At 32.4% G+C, this 16,503-nt stretch carries 12 protein-coding genes and 23 tRNA genes; 4 read left to right on the top strand and 31 right to left on the bottom strand.

What is annotated here, in order from left to right; all coding sequences use genetic code 11:
- Window positions 1–14: 14 nt before the first annotated feature.
- Window positions 15–3,449: a pyruvate carboxylase gene (locus CA_RS13605; RefSeq protein WP_010965948.1), complete on the bottom strand. Its 3,435-nt coding sequence runs from the start codon at window positions 3,447–3,449 to the stop codon at window positions 15–17.
- Window positions 3,450–3,711: 262 nt separating this feature from the next.
- On the opposite strand from CA_RS13605, the gene ftsX reads away from it, so the two are divergent.
- Window positions 3,712–4,593 carry a permease-like cell division protein FtsX gene (gene ftsX / locus CA_RS13610; protein WP_010965949.1) on the top strand — a complete coding sequence of 294 codons (882 nt, stop codon included), beginning with the start codon at window positions 3,712–3,714 and terminating at the stop codon, window positions 4,591–4,593.
- Between the two features lie 419 nt (window positions 4,594–5,012).
- A complete protein-coding gene (locus CA_RS13620; protein ID WP_010965951.1) occupies window positions 5,013–5,780 on the top strand; it encodes a C40 family peptidase in 768 nt (255 codons plus the stop codon).
- Window positions 5,781–6,014: 234 nt separating this feature from the next.
- Here CA_RS13620 and CA_RS13625 read toward each other — a convergent pair.
- The 25 genes from CA_RS13625 to CA_RS13745 all read right to left on the bottom strand — a co-directional run bounded on the left by CA_RS13625 (window position 6,015) and on the right by CA_RS13745 (window position 9,164).
- Window positions 6,015–6,091: transfer RNA gene (locus CA_RS13625), tRNA-Arg, on the bottom strand.
- A 19-nt stretch (window positions 6,092–6,110) separates the two neighbouring features.
- A tRNA-Glu gene (locus CA_RS13630) sits at window positions 6,111–6,186 on the bottom strand.
- A gap of 10 nt (window positions 6,187–6,196) precedes the next feature.
- A tRNA-Pro gene (locus CA_RS13635) sits at window positions 6,197–6,272 on the bottom strand.
- An 18-nt stretch (window positions 6,273–6,290) separates the two neighbouring features.
- Window positions 6,291–6,366, bottom strand: a tRNA-Lys gene (locus tag CA_RS13640).
- A 23-nt stretch (window positions 6,367–6,389) separates the two neighbouring features.
- Window positions 6,390–6,466: transfer RNA gene (locus tag CA_RS13645), tRNA-Arg, on the bottom strand.
- 5 nt (window positions 6,467–6,471) lie between these two features.
- Window positions 6,472–6,545: transfer RNA gene (locus CA_RS13650), tRNA-Gly, on the bottom strand.
- A 5-nt stretch (window positions 6,546–6,550) separates the two neighbouring features.
- A tRNA-Gly gene (locus CA_RS13655) sits at window positions 6,551–6,625 on the bottom strand.
- Between the two features lie 15 nt (window positions 6,626–6,640).
- A tRNA-Leu gene (locus CA_RS13660) sits at window positions 6,641–6,724 on the bottom strand.
- A gap of 3 nt (window positions 6,725–6,727) precedes the next feature.
- Window positions 6,728–6,803, bottom strand: a tRNA-Lys gene (locus tag CA_RS13665).
- Between the two features lie 22 nt (window positions 6,804–6,825).
- Window positions 6,826–6,901, bottom strand: a tRNA-Gln gene (locus CA_RS13670).
- A gap of 7 nt (window positions 6,902–6,908) precedes the next feature.
- Window positions 6,909–6,981 (bottom strand) — tRNA-His (locus CA_RS13675).
- 14 nt (window positions 6,982–6,995) lie between these two features.
- Window positions 6,996–7,071: transfer RNA gene (locus CA_RS13680), tRNA-Lys, on the bottom strand.
- A 6-nt stretch (window positions 7,072–7,077) separates the two neighbouring features.
- Window positions 7,078–7,151: transfer RNA gene (locus tag CA_RS13685), tRNA-Gly, on the bottom strand.
- Between the two features lie 7 nt (window positions 7,152–7,158).
- Window positions 7,159–7,235, bottom strand: a tRNA-Arg gene (locus CA_RS13690).
- Window positions 7,236–7,240: 5 nt separating this feature from the next.
- Window positions 7,241–7,314: transfer RNA gene (locus tag CA_RS13695), tRNA-Gly, on the bottom strand.
- A 5-nt stretch (window positions 7,315–7,319) separates the two neighbouring features.
- Window positions 7,320–7,394: transfer RNA gene (locus tag CA_RS13700), tRNA-Gly, on the bottom strand.
- Between the two features lie 15 nt (window positions 7,395–7,409).
- A tRNA-Leu gene (locus CA_RS13705) sits at window positions 7,410–7,493 on the bottom strand.
- A 3-nt stretch (window positions 7,494–7,496) separates the two neighbouring features.
- Window positions 7,497–7,572: transfer RNA gene (locus tag CA_RS13710), tRNA-Lys, on the bottom strand.
- Window positions 7,573–7,594: 22 nt separating this feature from the next.
- Window positions 7,595–7,670 (bottom strand) — tRNA-Gln (locus CA_RS13715).
- Window positions 7,671–7,677: 7 nt separating this feature from the next.
- A tRNA-His gene (locus CA_RS13720) sits at window positions 7,678–7,750 on the bottom strand.
- 13 nt (window positions 7,751–7,763) lie between these two features.
- Window positions 7,764–7,840: transfer RNA gene (locus tag CA_RS13725), tRNA-Arg, on the bottom strand.
- Window positions 7,841–7,846: 6 nt separating this feature from the next.
- Window positions 7,847–7,920 (bottom strand) — tRNA-Gly (locus tag CA_RS13730).
- Window positions 7,921–7,926: 6 nt separating this feature from the next.
- Window positions 7,927–8,002, bottom strand: a tRNA-Pro gene (locus tag CA_RS13735).
- A gap of 87 nt (window positions 8,003–8,089) precedes the next feature.
- Window positions 8,090–8,557 carry a metallophosphoesterase gene (locus CA_RS13740; RefSeq protein ID WP_010965952.1) on the bottom strand — a complete coding sequence of 156 codons (468 nt, stop codon included), beginning with the start codon at window positions 8,555–8,557 and terminating at the stop codon, window positions 8,090–8,092.
- Window position 8,558: 1 nt separating this feature from the next.
- Window positions 8,559–9,164, bottom strand: coding sequence for an XTP/dITP diphosphatase (locus CA_RS13745; RefSeq protein WP_010965953.1), 606 nt, complete (start codon window positions 9,162–9,164; stop codon window positions 8,559–8,561).
- A 96-nt stretch (window positions 9,165–9,260) separates the two neighbouring features.
- On the opposite strand from CA_RS13745, the gene CA_RS13750 reads away from it, so the two are divergent.
- On the top strand, window positions 9,261–10,655 hold the full coding sequence (locus CA_RS13750) for a hypothetical protein (protein ID WP_242663063.1): 1,395 nt from the start codon (window positions 9,261–9,263) through the stop codon (window positions 10,653–10,655).
- Between the two features lie 64 nt (window positions 10,656–10,719).
- On the opposite strand, the gene CA_RS13755 is transcribed toward CA_RS13750, so the two are convergent.
- On the bottom strand, window positions 10,720–12,318 hold the full coding sequence (locus tag CA_RS13755) for a peptide ABC transporter substrate-binding protein (RefSeq protein ID WP_010965955.1): 1,599 nt from the start codon (window positions 12,316–12,318) through the stop codon (window positions 10,720–10,722).
- 138 nt (window positions 12,319–12,456) lie between these two features.
- On the opposite strand from CA_RS13755, the gene CA_RS13760 reads away from it, so the two are divergent.
- Window positions 12,457–12,684, top strand: coding sequence for a hypothetical protein (locus tag CA_RS13760; RefSeq protein WP_010965956.1), 228 nt, complete (start codon window positions 12,457–12,459; stop codon window positions 12,682–12,684).
- A gap of 47 nt (window positions 12,685–12,731) precedes the next feature.
- Here the strand turns inward: CA_RS13760 and gatB are convergent, their stop codons facing one another.
- From gatB to CA_RS13780, 4 genes are all read right to left on the bottom strand, one after another.
- Window positions 12,732–14,162, bottom strand: a complete 1,431-nt coding sequence (gatB, locus tag CA_RS13765; RefSeq protein ID WP_010965957.1) for an Asp-tRNA(Asn)/Glu-tRNA(Gln) amidotransferase subunit GatB — start codon at window positions 14,160–14,162, stop codon at window positions 12,732–12,734.
- Window positions 14,163–14,181: 19 nt separating this feature from the next.
- Window positions 14,182–15,639, bottom strand: coding sequence for an Asp-tRNA(Asn)/Glu-tRNA(Gln) amidotransferase subunit GatA (gatA, locus tag CA_RS13770; RefSeq protein WP_010965958.1), 1,458 nt, complete (start codon window positions 15,637–15,639; stop codon window positions 14,182–14,184).
- Window positions 15,640–15,660: 21 nt separating this feature from the next.
- Complete coding sequence (gatC, locus tag CA_RS13775) at window positions 15,661–15,948, bottom strand: Asp-tRNA(Asn)/Glu-tRNA(Gln) amidotransferase subunit GatC (protein WP_034582121.1); 288 nt, start codon at window positions 15,946–15,948, stop codon at window positions 15,661–15,663.
- Between the two features lie 240 nt (window positions 15,949–16,188).
- Window positions 16,189–16,461 (bottom strand): hypothetical protein, encoded by a 273-nt coding sequence (locus CA_RS13780; protein ID WP_010965960.1) that lies wholly within the window; start codon window positions 16,459–16,461, stop codon window positions 16,189–16,191.
- Window positions 16,462–16,503 lie beyond the last annotated feature (42 nt).

A 16,503-nucleotide genomic window follows, 5' to 3' on the forward strand; every position in this document is an offset into this window, starting at 1 on the left:
TCTAGAAATCACTTCTAATCTAATTTAACTAATAATTGTCCTGATTGTACTTGGTCCCCCTCTTTAACAAATATACCTCCTACAGTTCCATCTTCACTTACTGATACATTTGTCTCCATTTTCATTGCCTCTATTACCATAAGGCTGTCACCTTTTTTTACTTTATCTCCAGGTTTAACAAATACCTTAACTACATTTCCTGGTATACTTGCTCCTATCTCCTTTTTATTGGAGCTATCTGCTATAACTATCTCTTCAACTATTTCAGACTTAGTACTGCTAACCTTATCTTTGATTTTAATCTCTCGTCTATTACCATTAACCTCAAATACAAGAGTTCTATTTCCTTGTTTATCTAATTTACCTATGTGCAAAAGCTGCACTACTAAAGTTTTTCCCTCTGCTATCTCAAGTTCAGATATTTCACCTTCAGCTAATCCATGGAAAAATACATCACTACCCATTCTACTTAAATCACCATACTCATTTTTATATTTTAAGTATTCTTCAAAAACATCAGGGTACAATGCATAACTTATTACATCTTTATCTGTCGGTTCAATTTTATTTTCTTTTTTAAGACGAACTCTTATCTTATCAAAATCTTCATCTGGTAAAAGCTCTCCAGGTCTGCAGGTAATAGCTTCTTCATCCTTAAGAACAATTTTTTGAAGTTCTTTTGGAAATCCACCCTTAGGCTGCCCCATCATACCCTTAAAATATGATACTACAGAGTCTGGGAAAGGCATATCTTTAGCTTTTTCAAGAATATTCTCTGACGTCAACTCATTTTGAACCATAAATATAGCTAAATCTCCCACCATTTTTGAAGATGGAGTAACCTTTACTATATCGCCTAACATTATATTTACTTCTCTATACATCTCTTTTACTTGCTCAAATCTATGGCCTAAACCAAAGCTTTCAACTTGAGGTTTTAAATTTGAATATTGTCCTCCTGGTATCTCGTACTTATATATTTCAGCCGAAACCGCTTTTAATCCAGACTCAAATTTACTATATACAGGTCTTACTGTACTCCAATAGTCAGATATCTTCTGTAAATCTCCTATATCCATCTTAGTGTCTCTGTCAGTGTTTTTAAGAGCTGCTACTACTGAATTAAGAGCTGGTTGACTTGTAAGTCCTGACATACTATTGAAAGCAGTATCTGCTATATCAACACCTGCATGAGCCGCCATTAACACCGTAGCAACACCATTTCCTGTTGTATCATGCGTATGAAGATGTATAGGAATAGATATTTCGTTTTTAAGTGCTCTTATAAGTTTAAGGGCAGCATATGGCTTAAGAAGCGCTGACATATCCTTTATTCCTAAGATGTGTGCTCCTGATTTCTCTATTTCCTTAGCTAAATTAACATAATAATTTAAAGTGTATTTATCTCTATTTGTATCAAGTATATCACCTGTATAACACATACAAGCTTCTGCTACTTTACCTTGATTTAATACTTCATCTATGGCAACTTCCATTCCCTTTACCCAATTCAATGAATCAAATATTCTAAATACATCTATTCCTGATTTGCTAGATTGTTTTATAAACTCTCTTATAACATTATCAGGATAGTTTTTATATCCTACTGCATTAGCTCCTCTTAAAAGCATCTGGAACAATACGTTAGGAACTCTTTTTCTAAGTCTCTCTAATCTTTCCCATGGAGATTCCTTTAAAAATCTATAAGCGGTATCAAATGTTGCTCCTCCCCACATTTCCATTGAAAATAAATCCTTTGCAAGGACAGATTCTGCCTTTGCTATTTTTACCATATCAACGGTTCTAAGCCTAGTTGCCATTAATGATTGATGGGCATCTCTCATAGTTGTATCAGTAAGTAGAAGTTTATCTTGATCCTTTATCCATTCAACAAGACCTTTGGGACCTTTTTCATCAAGTATCTGCTTTGTTCCTCTTAATGGTTCCTTTATCTCGTATTTAGGAACAGATGGAACATCAACTTCAATTTTATGTCCATGAGTTTCATTTACAACTTTTTCTCCTATAAACTTAAGAACTCTTAATTCAGTATCTATTCTAGGCGTAATTTCAAAAAGTTCTGGATTATTAGCTATAAAGTTTGTATCACATAAACCTTTTCTAAATGTTTCATGATTCAATACATTTATAAGAAAATCTATGTTTGTTTTAACCCCTGATATGTAGGTTTCTTTTATAGCACGTATAGCTTTTCTTATTGCATCCTCAAAAGTCCTAGACCAAGAAGTAGATTTAACAAGTAAACTATCATAATAAGGGCTTATTACCGCACCAGTAAATCCATTTCCACCATCAAGTCTTATACCAAAACCGGAACCAGTTCTATAGACATCTATTTTTCCAGTGTCTGGAGCAAAACTATTAGACGGATCTTCTGTTGTTATTCTACACTGTATAGCATAGCCATTTACGTGTATATCTTCTTGACTATTTATTCCGACTTCAGGTGAGTTAAGTTTATAACCTTCTGCTATTAAAATTTGACTTTGTACTATATCTATTCCAGTAACCATTTCAGTTATTGTGTGTTCTACCTGTACTCTAGGATTCATTTCTATAAAGTAATGATTTCCATGTTTATCTAGTAAGAACTCTAATGTTCCCGCACTTCTATAACCTATTGATCGTGCGATTTTAAGTGCATCTTCACAAATTTCAAGTCTCTTTTCTTCAGACATTGAAACCGCTGGAGTTAGTTCTATTACCTTCTGATGTCTCCTTTGAACAGAGCAATCTCTTTCATATAAATGAACAATATTACCATACTTATCTCCAAGCACCTGAACTTCAATATGTTTTGGTCCTTCAAGATACTTTTCTATAAATATGTCTTCTATTCCAAAAGCCTTTTTGGCTTCACTTTTTGCACTTCTACAAGCAGCAATTAAATCTTCTTCTTTTTCAACTATTCTCATACCTCTTCCGCCGCCGCCTGCTGCTGCTTTAACCATAACAGGATATCCGCATGTTCTTGCGAATTCAATAGCCTGCTGTTCTGTCTCTATTGGTTTTTCAACTCCAGGTATCGTCTTTACACCTGCTGCTTTAGCTGCTAGCTTTGAGTTAATTTTATCACCAAGCTTATCCATCATATCCCCAGTTGGACCTATAAATTCTATTCCAGCCTCAGTACATCTTCTAGAGAACTCTGAGTTTTCTGATAAAAATCCATATCCAGGATGTATAGCGTCTACCCCTTTTTTTAACGCTAAATTAATTATTTCATCAATATTTAAGTATGCATCTACTGGACCTTTGTTTTGTCCTATAAGATAAGATTCATCTGCCTTAGTTCTAAACAGAGCAAGTTTGTCTTCTTCTGAGTATATAGCCACAGTTCTTATACCTAGTTCGTGACAAGCTCTAAAAATTCTTATTGCTATTTCTCCTCTATTTGCCACTAATACTCTTTTAAACTTTTTAACCACTTTTTTGCCCCCTTGATAAAAATAAATTTGTATATGATTAATTATATATAAGCGTTAAAATTATTTCAAATAAATTTTAAATTTAATAACCTATTATTTTTAATAATAAAACTTAAAAGAGAGAACTTTAATATGAATATAGTCTCCCGATGTTATAAAATTTTTAATAAATGCTTTTTGTTGTATAATTTATAAATAAAATCAAATATATTTGATAAGTTAAAAATGTACTATTCTCTAGAAAAAGGAGGCAGCAATACCTATGATAATTAACACCTTGAAATTATTTTTTAAAGATGCATTAAAAAATAGTATTAGAAATATCTCTATTACTATTGCTTCTATAACTACGGTTTTATGCAGCATATTTATTTTAGAAATATTTTTTCTTTTGCTATGTAATATTAAACTAGGAATTTCCGGAGCTGCCCCTAACCGAGAAATACAGGTGTTTCTAAATAACAATATAAAAGTCGCAGATAGGCAAAGAATACATAATAAAATAATGGCATTAGATGGTATCGTTAATATTGATTTTGAGAGCAAACAGAAAATCTCATACTATTTAAAAAAGCACTTAGGTAACAGATACAAAAATATATTATTAAATTCTCTACCCGAATCATATACGGTTAGAGTTAATAGTGAAGAAAACATTCCGATTATAATTGCTAAGATTAGTTGTTTAAAAGGAATATCAGAGGTTGATAAAAATGCTTCTATCGAAAAAGAACTTACGGCTATTATTAGAGTAGCTCAATTGATTGGAATTCCTCTTTTTATTATATTCTCAGTAATATCAATTTTTTTGATTAAAAACACAATATTACTTACTATATATTCAAGACGTGAAGAAATTAGTGTAATGAAGTACCTTGGTGCAACAGATTGGTTTATTAGATGGCCCTTCATTTTTCAAGGAATGATAATTTGTTTTTCAGGCACTATGATATCATTAATAATAATTTTTTTATTGTACAGTTTTATATATAAAAATATCGCTTCTTATTCAATAGAAGTATTCTTAACTTTAATACCCCCATCTTTTATACTTACAACCATGTCATGGTTTTTTTTGCTTACTGGAACAATTATAGGAGCTCTAATAAGTGGCTTTACTATAAAAAAGTTCTTAAATATATAAAAAGCATATTTCTTTAAGTGCAAAAAATAATATAAGCCCAAACGTTCTATTTTGAGTTGAAGCTTATATTTAACCTAAAGTAAACTTTTTATTTTGTAAGCAAAATTTTCAACATTATATGCTCCTCCTCCCCAATAATATTGTGATGTAAACTTGCCATAGCTTTTAAATTCAACTATATCTTTTTCATTTGCCTCCTCATTTTTACCTCCTTGTATTAGTAAATGTATTTTAATTGTACCAATTATGTATTCATATGTAAAACAAACCATTAATTAAAAAAGCATTATACTACATTATTAAATAGATTTTAGTATCTTTCATACTATTACTATATATCTTACCATTTTTCGTCGCTTGACACTTACATATATTGGTATATAATGTAAATATATCATATATTGAAAGGAAGGTAAAAAATGAAAAACACAAAAAAAATTATTAGTTTATTATTTTTTTTAGTAGCTTTTGTAATTATCACACCGTCTATAAGTTCTAAGGCTGATAATTTGATTCCTAGAACAAACTTAGAAATTTCTAATGGACAAGTATTCAACGAATCCCAAATAAGATTAAGAGGCTGGGGATTAAATGCTTCTGGTATAAAGGCAATCGATATATATGTTGATGGTACCTGGAAAAAAACTTTAGTTAAAGGTGACGGCTTTGGATTATCAAGACCTGATGTTAAACAAGCATTTCCTGAGTATCCTGATGCCGATTATTCTGGATATGATTATTATATGTACCTACCTGACGGTAATCATACCTTAAGAGTTTGGGCTATAGGAAATGATAATTCTAAAGTTTACTCTGAAGCTAATATTACTGTTGACACCTCTAACTCAAAAGGAACACAGCTAGTAAACTATGCAAGAAAATTTATAGGTGTACCTTATGTATGGGGTGGTGATACTCCTAATGGCTTTGATTGCTCAGGCTTAGTTATGTATTGTTATGCACACTTTGGAGTAAATCTCCCACATTATACAGGAGATCAAGTTAAATATGGAACTGTTGTTACAGATTTGCAACCGGGAGATTTATTATTCTTTGGTTCTACATCTGATCCTTACCATGTAGCTATTTATTCTGGTAATGGTTATATGATAGAAGCTCCAAAAACTGGTGAAAATGTTCATGAAACACCTGTTAGGTCATATTCTATAGCAAAGAGAATATTTTAATTTAAATTATGTAACATTGTAATAAATAGCATGTCATAATGTTTTTAAAGCATCCTTTGACATGCTATTATTCTATTAAAATTTTTATATTATTTTTAAAGATATTTGTTACTTATATTTGAGTCTCCTTTGCAAACTAAAAAAGCTACATACAAATATCAGCATATTAAATCCAAATAAAAAAAGGCTGATATAAATATCAACCTTACGTAATGCCTTAATTCAGTTATATTCTGGTGCACCCAGAGGGAATCGAACCCCCGACCTTCAGATTCGAAGTCTGCGACTCTATCCAACTGAGCTATGGGCACTAAAATACGTTCAAAAAATTGGAGCGGGTAGAGGGAATCGAACCCTCGTAAACTAGCTTGGAAAGGCTAGCACTCTACCATTGAGTTACACCCGCTTATATATATTGGTCGGGGTGACAGGGATTGAACCTGCGACCTCATGGTCCCAAACCACGCGCGCTCCCATCTGCGCCACACCCCGTTGCATTCAATTAAAAAATGGTGCGTCATCAGGGATTCGAACCCTGGGCACCCTGATTAAGAGTCAGGTGCTCTACCAACTGAGCTAATAACGCACATTAAGACTTTTAAAAATATATGGTGCGTTTTAAGGGATTCGAACCCCTGGCCCACGGCTTAGAAGGCCGTTGCTCTATCCAACTGAGCTAAAAACGCACGCTTGGAGCGGGTAGAGGGAATCGAACCCTCGTAACTAGCTTGGAAGGCTAGCACTCTACCATTGAGTTACACCCGCATATTTGGAGCGGAAGACGAGATTCGAACTCGCGACGTTCACCTTGGCAAGGTGACGCTCTACCACTGAGCCACTCCCGCTTATTTTATTTTAATTGGTGCAGGTGAAGGGAGTCGAACCCCCACGCCGTAGGCGCTAGATCCTAAGTCTAGTGCGTCTGCCAATTCCGCCACACCTGCATTTGGTGGCTTATCGGGGAGTCGAACCCCGGACACCATGATTAAAAGTCATGTGCTCTACCAACTGAGCTAATAAACCATATATTTTATATTTTTTAAATTGGCTGGGATGGCAGGATTCGAACCTACGGAATGCAGGAGTCAAAGTCCTGTGCCTTACCACTTGGCTACATCCCAACAACAGGGTGAATATAGGGTCTCGAACCCTAGACATCCAGAACCACAATCTGGCGCTCTACCAACTGAGCTATACCCACCAAGGTTTTAAAAATGGTGCGTCATCAGGGATTCGAACCCTGGGCACCCTGATTAAGAGTCAGGTGCTCTACCAACTGAGCTAATAACGCATATTTTGGAGCGGGTAGAGGGAATCGAACCCTCGTAACTAGCTTGGAAGGCTAGCACTCTACCATTGAGTTACACCCGCAGGTTTATGGTGCGTTTTAAGGGATTCGAACCCCTGGCCCACGGCTTAGAAGGCCGTTGCTCTATCCAACTGAGCTAAAAACGCACGCTTGGAGCGGGTAGAGGGAATCGAACCCTCGTAACTAGCTTGGAAGGCTAGCACTCTACCATTGAGTTACACCCGCATATTTGGAGCGGAAGACGAGATTCGAACTCGCGACGTTCACCTTGGCAAGGTGACGCTCTACCACTGAGCCACTCCCGCTTATTTTATTTTAATTGGTGCAGGTGAAGGGAGTCGAACCCCCACGCCGTAGGCGCTAGATCCTAAGTCTAGTGCGTCTGCCAATTCCGCCACACCTGCATTTGGTGGCTTATCGGGGAGTCGAACCCCGGACACCATGATTAAAAGTCATGTGCTCTACCAACTGAGCTAATAAACCATATATTTTATATTTTTTAAATTGGCTGGGATGGCAGGATTCGAACCTACGGAATGCAGGAGTCAAAGTCCTGTGCCTTACCACTTGGCTACATCCCAACAACAGGGTGAATATAGGGTCTCGAACCCTAGACATCCAGAACCACAATCTGGCGCTCTACCAACTGAGCTATACCCACCAAAGTTTTAAAATGGTGCGTTTTAAGGGATTCGAACCCCTGGCCCACGGCTTAGAAGGCCGTTGCTCTATCCAACTGAGCTAAAAACGCATATTTTGGAGCGGGTAGAGGGAATCGAACCCTCGTAACTAGCTTGGAAGGCTAGCACTCTACCATTGAGTTACACCCGCTTGTATTGGTCGGGGTGACAGGGATTGAACCTGCGACCTCATGGTCCCAAACCACGCGCGCTCCCATCTGCGCCACACCCCGATGTCGTCTTCGTTTTGTTTATCGCTTGACGACAAAAATTATTCTACACTATATCCCGACTTTCGTCAACCCTTTTTTTTATTTTTTTTATAAATTATTTATTTTAGGGTGTATTTCACCATCAACTATTTCTATGTAAGCCGTGCTATTACTAGCATTTCTTGGGTATGATACACTTCCCGGATTTATATACCATATTCCATCATTAAAATCGATTTGAGAAATGTGTGTATGACCAAATAAGACTATGTCTGCCTCTAATTCTTTTGCTCTATACTCTAATTTCATCATACTATACTTAACTCCATATCTATCTCCATGTGTTATAAAAAACTTCTTTCCTCCCAATAAAAAAGTTTTTTCAGAAGGTATTTTCTCATCATCACAATTTCCTCTAATATATATTAATTCCCCATTATAGTATTTTTTAATCTCATCTATATCTTGAACATTATCCCCTAAATGTATGAGAACATCAACATTTGTTAAATTACTACATGCTTTCTTTATATAGTGTTTTGAAAGATGTGTATCACTCATAACTGATATAATCATTTTATTCACCCCAATTCAACTTTTTCATTTCACTGCATAGTTTTTCCAAAGCAATTGCTCTATGACTTATAGAATTTTTCTCATCCTCTGTAAGCTCAGCAAATGTCTTTTTAAATTCCGGAACATAGAACAAAGGATCATAACCAAAACCCTTAGTTCCGATTTCTTTATCTGTTATAAACCCACTTATTTCACCTTCTACTTTTATTGAATTTGCCTCATCTATAATCAGTACTATAGAGCATACAAACTGAGCATTTCTTTTCTCAAACGGAACACCTTCTAAAAGTGAGAGGAGCTTTTCATTATTTTTTTTATCATCTCCATGTATTCCTGCAAATCTAGCCGAATATATTCCAGGTGCGCCCTCAAGCTCATCAACTGTAAGACCTGAATCATCTGCTATTACCATGCAGTCTTTTCTCATTTTATATATTTCATATGCTTTTTTATATGCATTTTCTATAAAAGTTTTTCCATCTTCCTCTACGTCAATATCTATGTTTTCTTCCTTAAGTGATACTATATTAAAATCAAATTCTTTTAATATTTGTTTTATCTCACGTATTTTATTTTGGTTGTTACTTGCAATTATTATTTTTTTCACTTTTCCCTCTCCTTTTAGATTTTAATTTTTTTAAGCAACTTAGCACAATTTTTAAATTAAACTCATATTATATAATAGATTAATTATACTAGGATGGTGCAGCCTTTGAAATATATAGGACCATTTTTCAGGCTTAATTCACTTAATAAGAATTCCATAAAAAATCAGTTGGTTCACCTATCAAAAGAATCCATAAAGGATATAATTTTTAATTCTAATTGTGGAATTAAAATACCTACAAAGGACTTAAAATTAAAGCAGTCCTCTTTAAATGATATTAACACATTTAAATCCGTTTCTCCACTTATAAGTTTGTATAGAAAATCAAGTTGTAAACTTTATTCTTTAAACAATAAATTAAAGTGGAAAAATTCAAACATAAAAAAAGATATTTTAATTTCATCTAATGCTTATATGAGTTTAAGTCTTTTAGAATTATGTGACTACTATAACAATTTTAAAGACACAAACCCCAAAAAATTCAATATGAGTAATTTATATTTAATAATCATAAAAAAGCAATTAGATTTTTATAATTCTTACCTGAGGAATTTCGAGGGAGTTTTTGTGGATAAAGCCGATATTTCAAGTGATTTAATATCAGAAATCAAGCTCGAAAATAAAGATGAAAATTTCAAATTTTCCAATCAAGCATTTTTAATGTGTGCATATTACAAATATTCCATAATGTCAGATGAAAAGCTTTCTAAGGAATATAAAAACTTTTCTTTAGATATTCTGGATATGTTTATTAATTTCAGAAATGACTTATACAGTTTATCATTTACAGAATTAAACAAACTAACCTTAGCTCTAAACATATTTTATGATTATAGTAAAAATCAGAAATGCTATGAACTATTGATGGATGTGTTTGAATATTTAAGCGAAAACTACAGTGACATAAATTTAAACGACAATATAGAAAATCACTCTTTACTATGTTTAAATTCTATTTTATTATACAATAACTCCAATATATTTAAGTTTAAGGAATATGCTTTAAATATATATTCATCCTTAAGTGATTTATACAATCCATCATTAGGTATTTTCATAAAAGACTCTGATAAAAAGGAAATTAAATTTTCTTGCAATGAAGTTGTTCTTTATGTTGTGAATTGTATATTAATATCCGAACTCTGTGAAAATAAAAGTCCTTATGAAAGCATGCTCGTAAATGTCTTTAAACATCAAATTATAGAATCCGGAATTATACCATCCTGGCCAGAAGTTCCATCAATACAGGATGCTGAGAGGTATAAAAACTTCTCCTTAAAATCCGACGATTTACTAGAAGAGAGTAATTTTAAAATGCCTACTATCGCAACACCAAAAAGTGCTGAAATAGCTTCAATATTTTTCAAAAAAATAACTTACAATAAGAAAAAGAGAACCTTTGCAGTATCAAAAAAATCCTTTTACAGTGATAATAACATGTTCTTATTTTTTCTAATTATGTATTTATTCAAAAATCATTATAATTGTTAATCTAAGGCGATTCAAACAGCATTACACTATAAATGATGTAATGCTGTTTTTATATTTAACAATATTACCTTAATGAATTTACTATAAGCTCTCCATATTTATTTTCTTTCAAACCTTTTAACTGCATCTTTCTACATACCACATCATTTTTTAACGCTAAAGGTATTACTGGTAAATCATTTACTAGTTGTTCCTCCATTTTTTTCAGAATATTATCACTATCTCCATCTATATTATGAAGTGAATATATATAATCATCATAATTAACATTTTTATAATTTATATTCAATGGTGATTTTGAATCCCACATATCAAAAAAACTTACTGCGCTATTATACCATATATTGTAATCACCAAGGTAAATATCATATCTACCTTTTTTTATAGCATCATTTAGTGCTTTTTCGTCATATCCTCTAATATCAAAATTCAACTTATTTCTGTTTTGCTCTTCCAGGATATCATTTACTTCATTTACAAAATTTTTGCACATTTCTCTTTCAATTTGATTGTCTTTATAAATTAATACTATTTTTTTACCTGATGCATAGTTTGTTTTATCAATACACTGCATTGCTAAATTTATATTAGGCTGTTTAAATACATCCTCACATTTTCCTGATTTAAAAAGTTCATACGGAACAAATGTATTTTCACTTGTTAAAATATCAGTAGACAAGGACTTTAAAATTTTATTTCTATCAACAAGGTATGTGATAGCTTTTCTAAAATTAATATCACTTCCTATACTTAAATTATTCATATTAAAATAAAGCGCCTCTGTTCTCCATGTTTTAAATACATCTATTTCTCCCTTATCTTTAAGCTTATTAACTTCACTGAGCGGAGGATTTGAAAAAGCATCTATATTTTTAGAGTTTTCAAAATCAGTAGTTGAATATGCACTTACATCTTTTTCATTATAGTGATACTTAACCTTAAACTCTTCTTTTTTAACTTCATCTTTTGAAAAAAAGTTATTATTCTTTTTAAGTAAAGCTGTATTATTAGATATCTTATCAATTATATATGGCCCAGAATACTTTAATTTAGCGTAATCTCTAGTCCAATTTTTTAAATCTCCATTAGTTTTTCTTATATTATAAATAGGTTGAGCTAATTTTTTCAGAAAGTAATCACAGGGTGAATTAAGCCTTATCTGAAAAGTATTGTTGTCTTCCGCACTTATAGCAACTCCATCAAAAGAAGTTTTTCCATTAACATAGCCATTAACTCCATATATACAATTCAGATCATATGCATATAATTTATTATTTTTAGAAGATAATATTTGTTTAAAAAAATCATATACATCTTGTGCTGTTAAATCATCCCCATCGCTCCATTTAAGCCCCTCTCTAATGTGAAACGTGTATTGCAGCTTATTAGGAGATAGAGACCATTTATCTGCTAATCCCGGCTTTATTTCCATAGTATTGTAGTCCTCTCTTACAAGTCCACTAAACAACATGTTAAGAAGTTCATTATTTTTAACACTCTTATTCTTCATTGAATATAAATTTTCTGAAATTTCTCCAATATCGTAAACTAAGTATTTTTTTTCACTGGAGGTCTTTATACTTTCGTCCTTTTTTTCAACACATCCTGTTAATATCAAACACACAAGCATAAATGCAATACATACTCTTATAAAATTCTTCATATATATCTACCTTTATATAAAATTTATTGTTTATATATGATTATTTCCATCTACATAGTAAATAAACATTTATAGTGAATTTTATGCTATAATAATGTTTGTATAATTACATAATATTATTACTTTGGAGGTACTAAAATGCAAATTGCTTTAGAAATAGCAGGTCTTTCAGCAATACTAATTTTTACTTTTATTGGAATATGGAGCTTTATATTATTCCATAAGGTATTATCACAATTAAAATACCAAAATTATTTAATGGAAAAATTAATCCGAAGTTTAGTTATTGTTTCTAAAAGCAAAGATATAGAAAGTAACAACATAGATGGTATTTCTGAAGACCAAAATGAAGAAAATAATTTATAAACCTATATAATGAAAAAGGTTAAGCACCTAAAATGCTTAACCTTTTTTTATTGCTTATTTAATTCATCAATCATTAATTTGTTAACTATTTTAGGGTTTGCCTTCCCCTTTGTCTTTTTCATAACAAGGCCTATTAAAAATCCAACAACCCTATTCTTGCCATTCTTATAATCTTCAATAGATTTTTCATTTTCACTCAAAACTTCTTTAACAATGTTCAAAATTTCATCTTCATTACTATTTTGTATAAGTCCTTCTTCTTCAATTATATTTTTAGGAGACTTACCTGTTTCAAACATTTTTATAATAACCTTTTTGCCTATAGCATTAGAAACCGTTCCTTCATTTATAAGCTTTATAAGCTCTGAAAGCTGTTCTGGTGTGAATTTCAAATCTTCAATCCATACATAATTTTCTTTCATTATCTTTGAGATGTCACCCATAAGCCAGTTTGAAGCTGACTTAGCATCTCCACTTATTTTTGCAGTTTTCTCGAAGAAATCAGCCATAGACATAGTAAGTGTAAGAACTGATGCATCATATTTAGGTATTCCAAATTCTTTTATGAATCTTTCCCTTTTCTGATATGGTAATTCCGGTATAGTTTTCCTTATACTTTCAATCCACTCATCATCTATGTTTAAAGTAACAAGGTCACCTTCAGGGAAGTATCTGTAATCATTTGCCTCTTCCTTGCTTCTCATTGGTGCTGTCTCATTTTTAGCGTCATCCCATCTTCTTGTTTCTTGAGTTAACTTTTCTCCACTTTCTATCGCTTTTATATGTCTCTCATATTCATAATTAAGAGCTTTTTCAACAGCTTTAAAGGAATTCATATTCTTTATTTCCGTTCTAACACCAAATTCCTTAGCACCTTTTTTCATTACTGAAATATTGGCATCACATCTAAGTGATCCTTCTTCCATTTTGCAATCAGATACTCCTACACATGAAAGTATACTCTTTAATTCTTCAAGATAGGTTACAGCTTCTCTAGGACTTCTCATATCAGGCTTTGATACTATCTCTGCAAGAGGAACTCCGCATCTATTAAAATCAACTAAAGTTCCTGCATTCGTATGAAGTAATTTACCTGCATCTTCTTCTATGTGTATTCTCTCTACTCCAATTTTCTTCTTTGATCCATCCTCAAGCTCTATCTCTATATATCCATTTGTACACAATGGAAGTTCGTCTTGCGTTATCTGATAGTTTCTGGAGTTATCTGGATAAAATATATGCTTTCTATCCATTCTTCCAATATGAGTTATTGAGCAGTTTAATGCCAAACCAGCCTTAATACCGTAATCAACTGCTCTTTTATTTATATGAGGAAGTGCGCCTGGAAGGCCCATACATACGGGACAAACATGCGTATTAGGCTGTCCTCCGAATTCTGCAGTACATCCACAATACATTTTTGTCTTTGTAGCCAACTCTGCATGCACTTCAAGACCTATAACAATTTCGTATTCCATTATCTTTTCACCCTCCTACCTATAAATTAGCAATCTTATCATGCCATTTAGTAGATTGTTCGTAACTATAAGCTAAATTAAATAATGTATCTTCTTTAAAATAATTTCCCATTATCTGAAGTCCAACTGGAAGACCTGAAACAAATCCACAAGGTACAGATATAGATGGAATTCCAGCTATATTAACTGGTACTGTATATATATCTGACATATACATTGAAAGTACATCCTTTGTCTTCTCACCTATTCTAAATGCTGGTGTAGGCGTTGTAGGTGTTATTATTGCATCAAATTCTTTAAATGCTCTTTGAAAATCATTTTTTATTAAACTTCTAACCTTTAAAGCTTTTTTATAATATGCATCATAATAGCCCTTTGAAAGCACATATGTACCAAGCATAATTCTTCTTTTAGCTTCTTCTCCAAAGCCTTTGCTTCTAGACTTTACATATAAATCCAAAGCATTTTCCGCTTCTGCATCTCTATATCCATATCTTACGCCATCGAATCTTGCAAGATTTGATGAAGCTTCTGCCGAGGAAATAATATAGTATGCAGCAAGTGCATAGTCTGATAACGGAAGTGAACACTCCTTAACCTCTGCACCGTTTTCCTCAAAAACCTTTATAGCTTCTTTAACTGCCTCTCTAACACCTTCATCTAAACCTTCTTCAAAGAACTCCTTAGGAATACCTATCTTTCTACCTTTTAAGTCCTTATTTAAACTTTTTGAATAATCTTGAACAGGAGTGTCTACTGTTGTAAAATCCATCTTATCAAGTCCTGCTATATTTTGTGTTAAAAGTGCACAGTCCTCTACATCTCTAGCAAACATTCCAACCTGATCTAAAGTTGATCCAAAAGCAACAACTCCATATCTTGATATTCTTCCATATGTTGGTTTAAGACCAACTAGACCACAAAAGGATGCTGGCTGTCTTACAGAACCTCCAGTTTCAGTACCAAGTGATATTGGTGCTTCAAGAGAGGCTACTGCAACAGCGGAACCTCCTGAAGAACCTCCTGGAACTCTTTCTAAACTCCATGGATTTTTAGATACTTTGAATGCGCTATTTTCAGTAGATGATCCCATAGCGAATTCATCCATATTAGCTTTACCGATTATAACACCATTATTTTTCTTTAAATTTTCTATAACTGTAGCATCATAAGGTGACACATATCCTTCAAGTATTTTAGATGCACATGTGTTTTGCATATTCTTTACACTTATATTGTCCTTTATTGCTACAGGTACTCCTGAAAGTCCACTTAAGCTTTCTCCGCTTTCAATTTTCTTATCTAATTCTTTTGCAGTATTAACAGCTTCTTCTTTTGCAACATATAGAAGAGCATTTACCTTTTCATCAACTTCTTCAATTCTATTAAGAAAGGAATTGGTAACTTCTTCAACCTTAACTTCCTTTTTTGAAATCATATCTTTAAGCTCATGCGCTTTTAGCTTATACAGCTCCATATTTATACCTCCCGAAAAAAATTAATCTATTATCTTAGGTACTACTATGTATTCTTCAAGATTCTTAGGTGCATTTTTAATAACATCCTTTAAATCCATAGATTCTTCCACTTCATCTTCTCTGAATTTATTTTCAATATAATATGGGTTTACAATTATATCAACATTATCGGTATCTAATTCACTTAATTTATCTACATAGCCAAGTATGCTATTAAGATCCTCCATAAATCCCTCTTTTTGTTCTTCACTAAAGCTAAGTCTTGCAAGTTCAGCCACGTATTCAACATCTTTTTTAGAAACAGACATAATATACCTCACTTTCTTTATTCCCAATATAAATGTACTAAATTAAATTATACAATTATTATCATATAATCTCAAATTTTTTTAACAATTTTATTTGCTTAATTAAATAGAAAACCCTAACAAATGACATCCTTAAATAGCAAATAACAAATCAAGTATATTATAAATATCCCCAATCTACTATTTACCTATGTCAATCGCTAAGGTTTCTAAATAAAAACATAGTATGTAAATTCCTGTTTAAAACACTCCAATATACATAAAAAATGCAGTTCCAACTGCTATAGCAGCACAACACAAAGAATAGACCAAACTTTTTATCTTGTCAGTTTTATCGTAAATCTTAATGGCCCAAATAAGCATAGTGCATATCATAAAACTTTGAAACATTTTATAGTTATTGAAATATTGTATAGTTACAAGTTGATATGTAGTTAATACAGTAAAAATTAGAGCTAGTGTAGTCAAAGAAACAAATACCCATCCTAAACACTCTACTGTTTTCTTAACCATATTATTTCCCCCTAACACAACCTGTTCATATATTATAACATT

The sequence above is a fragment of the Clostridium acetobutylicum ATCC 824 genome, from assembly GCF_000008765.1.
Lineage (GTDB): Bacteria > Bacillota > Clostridia > Clostridiales > Clostridiaceae > Clostridium_S > Clostridium_S acetobutylicum.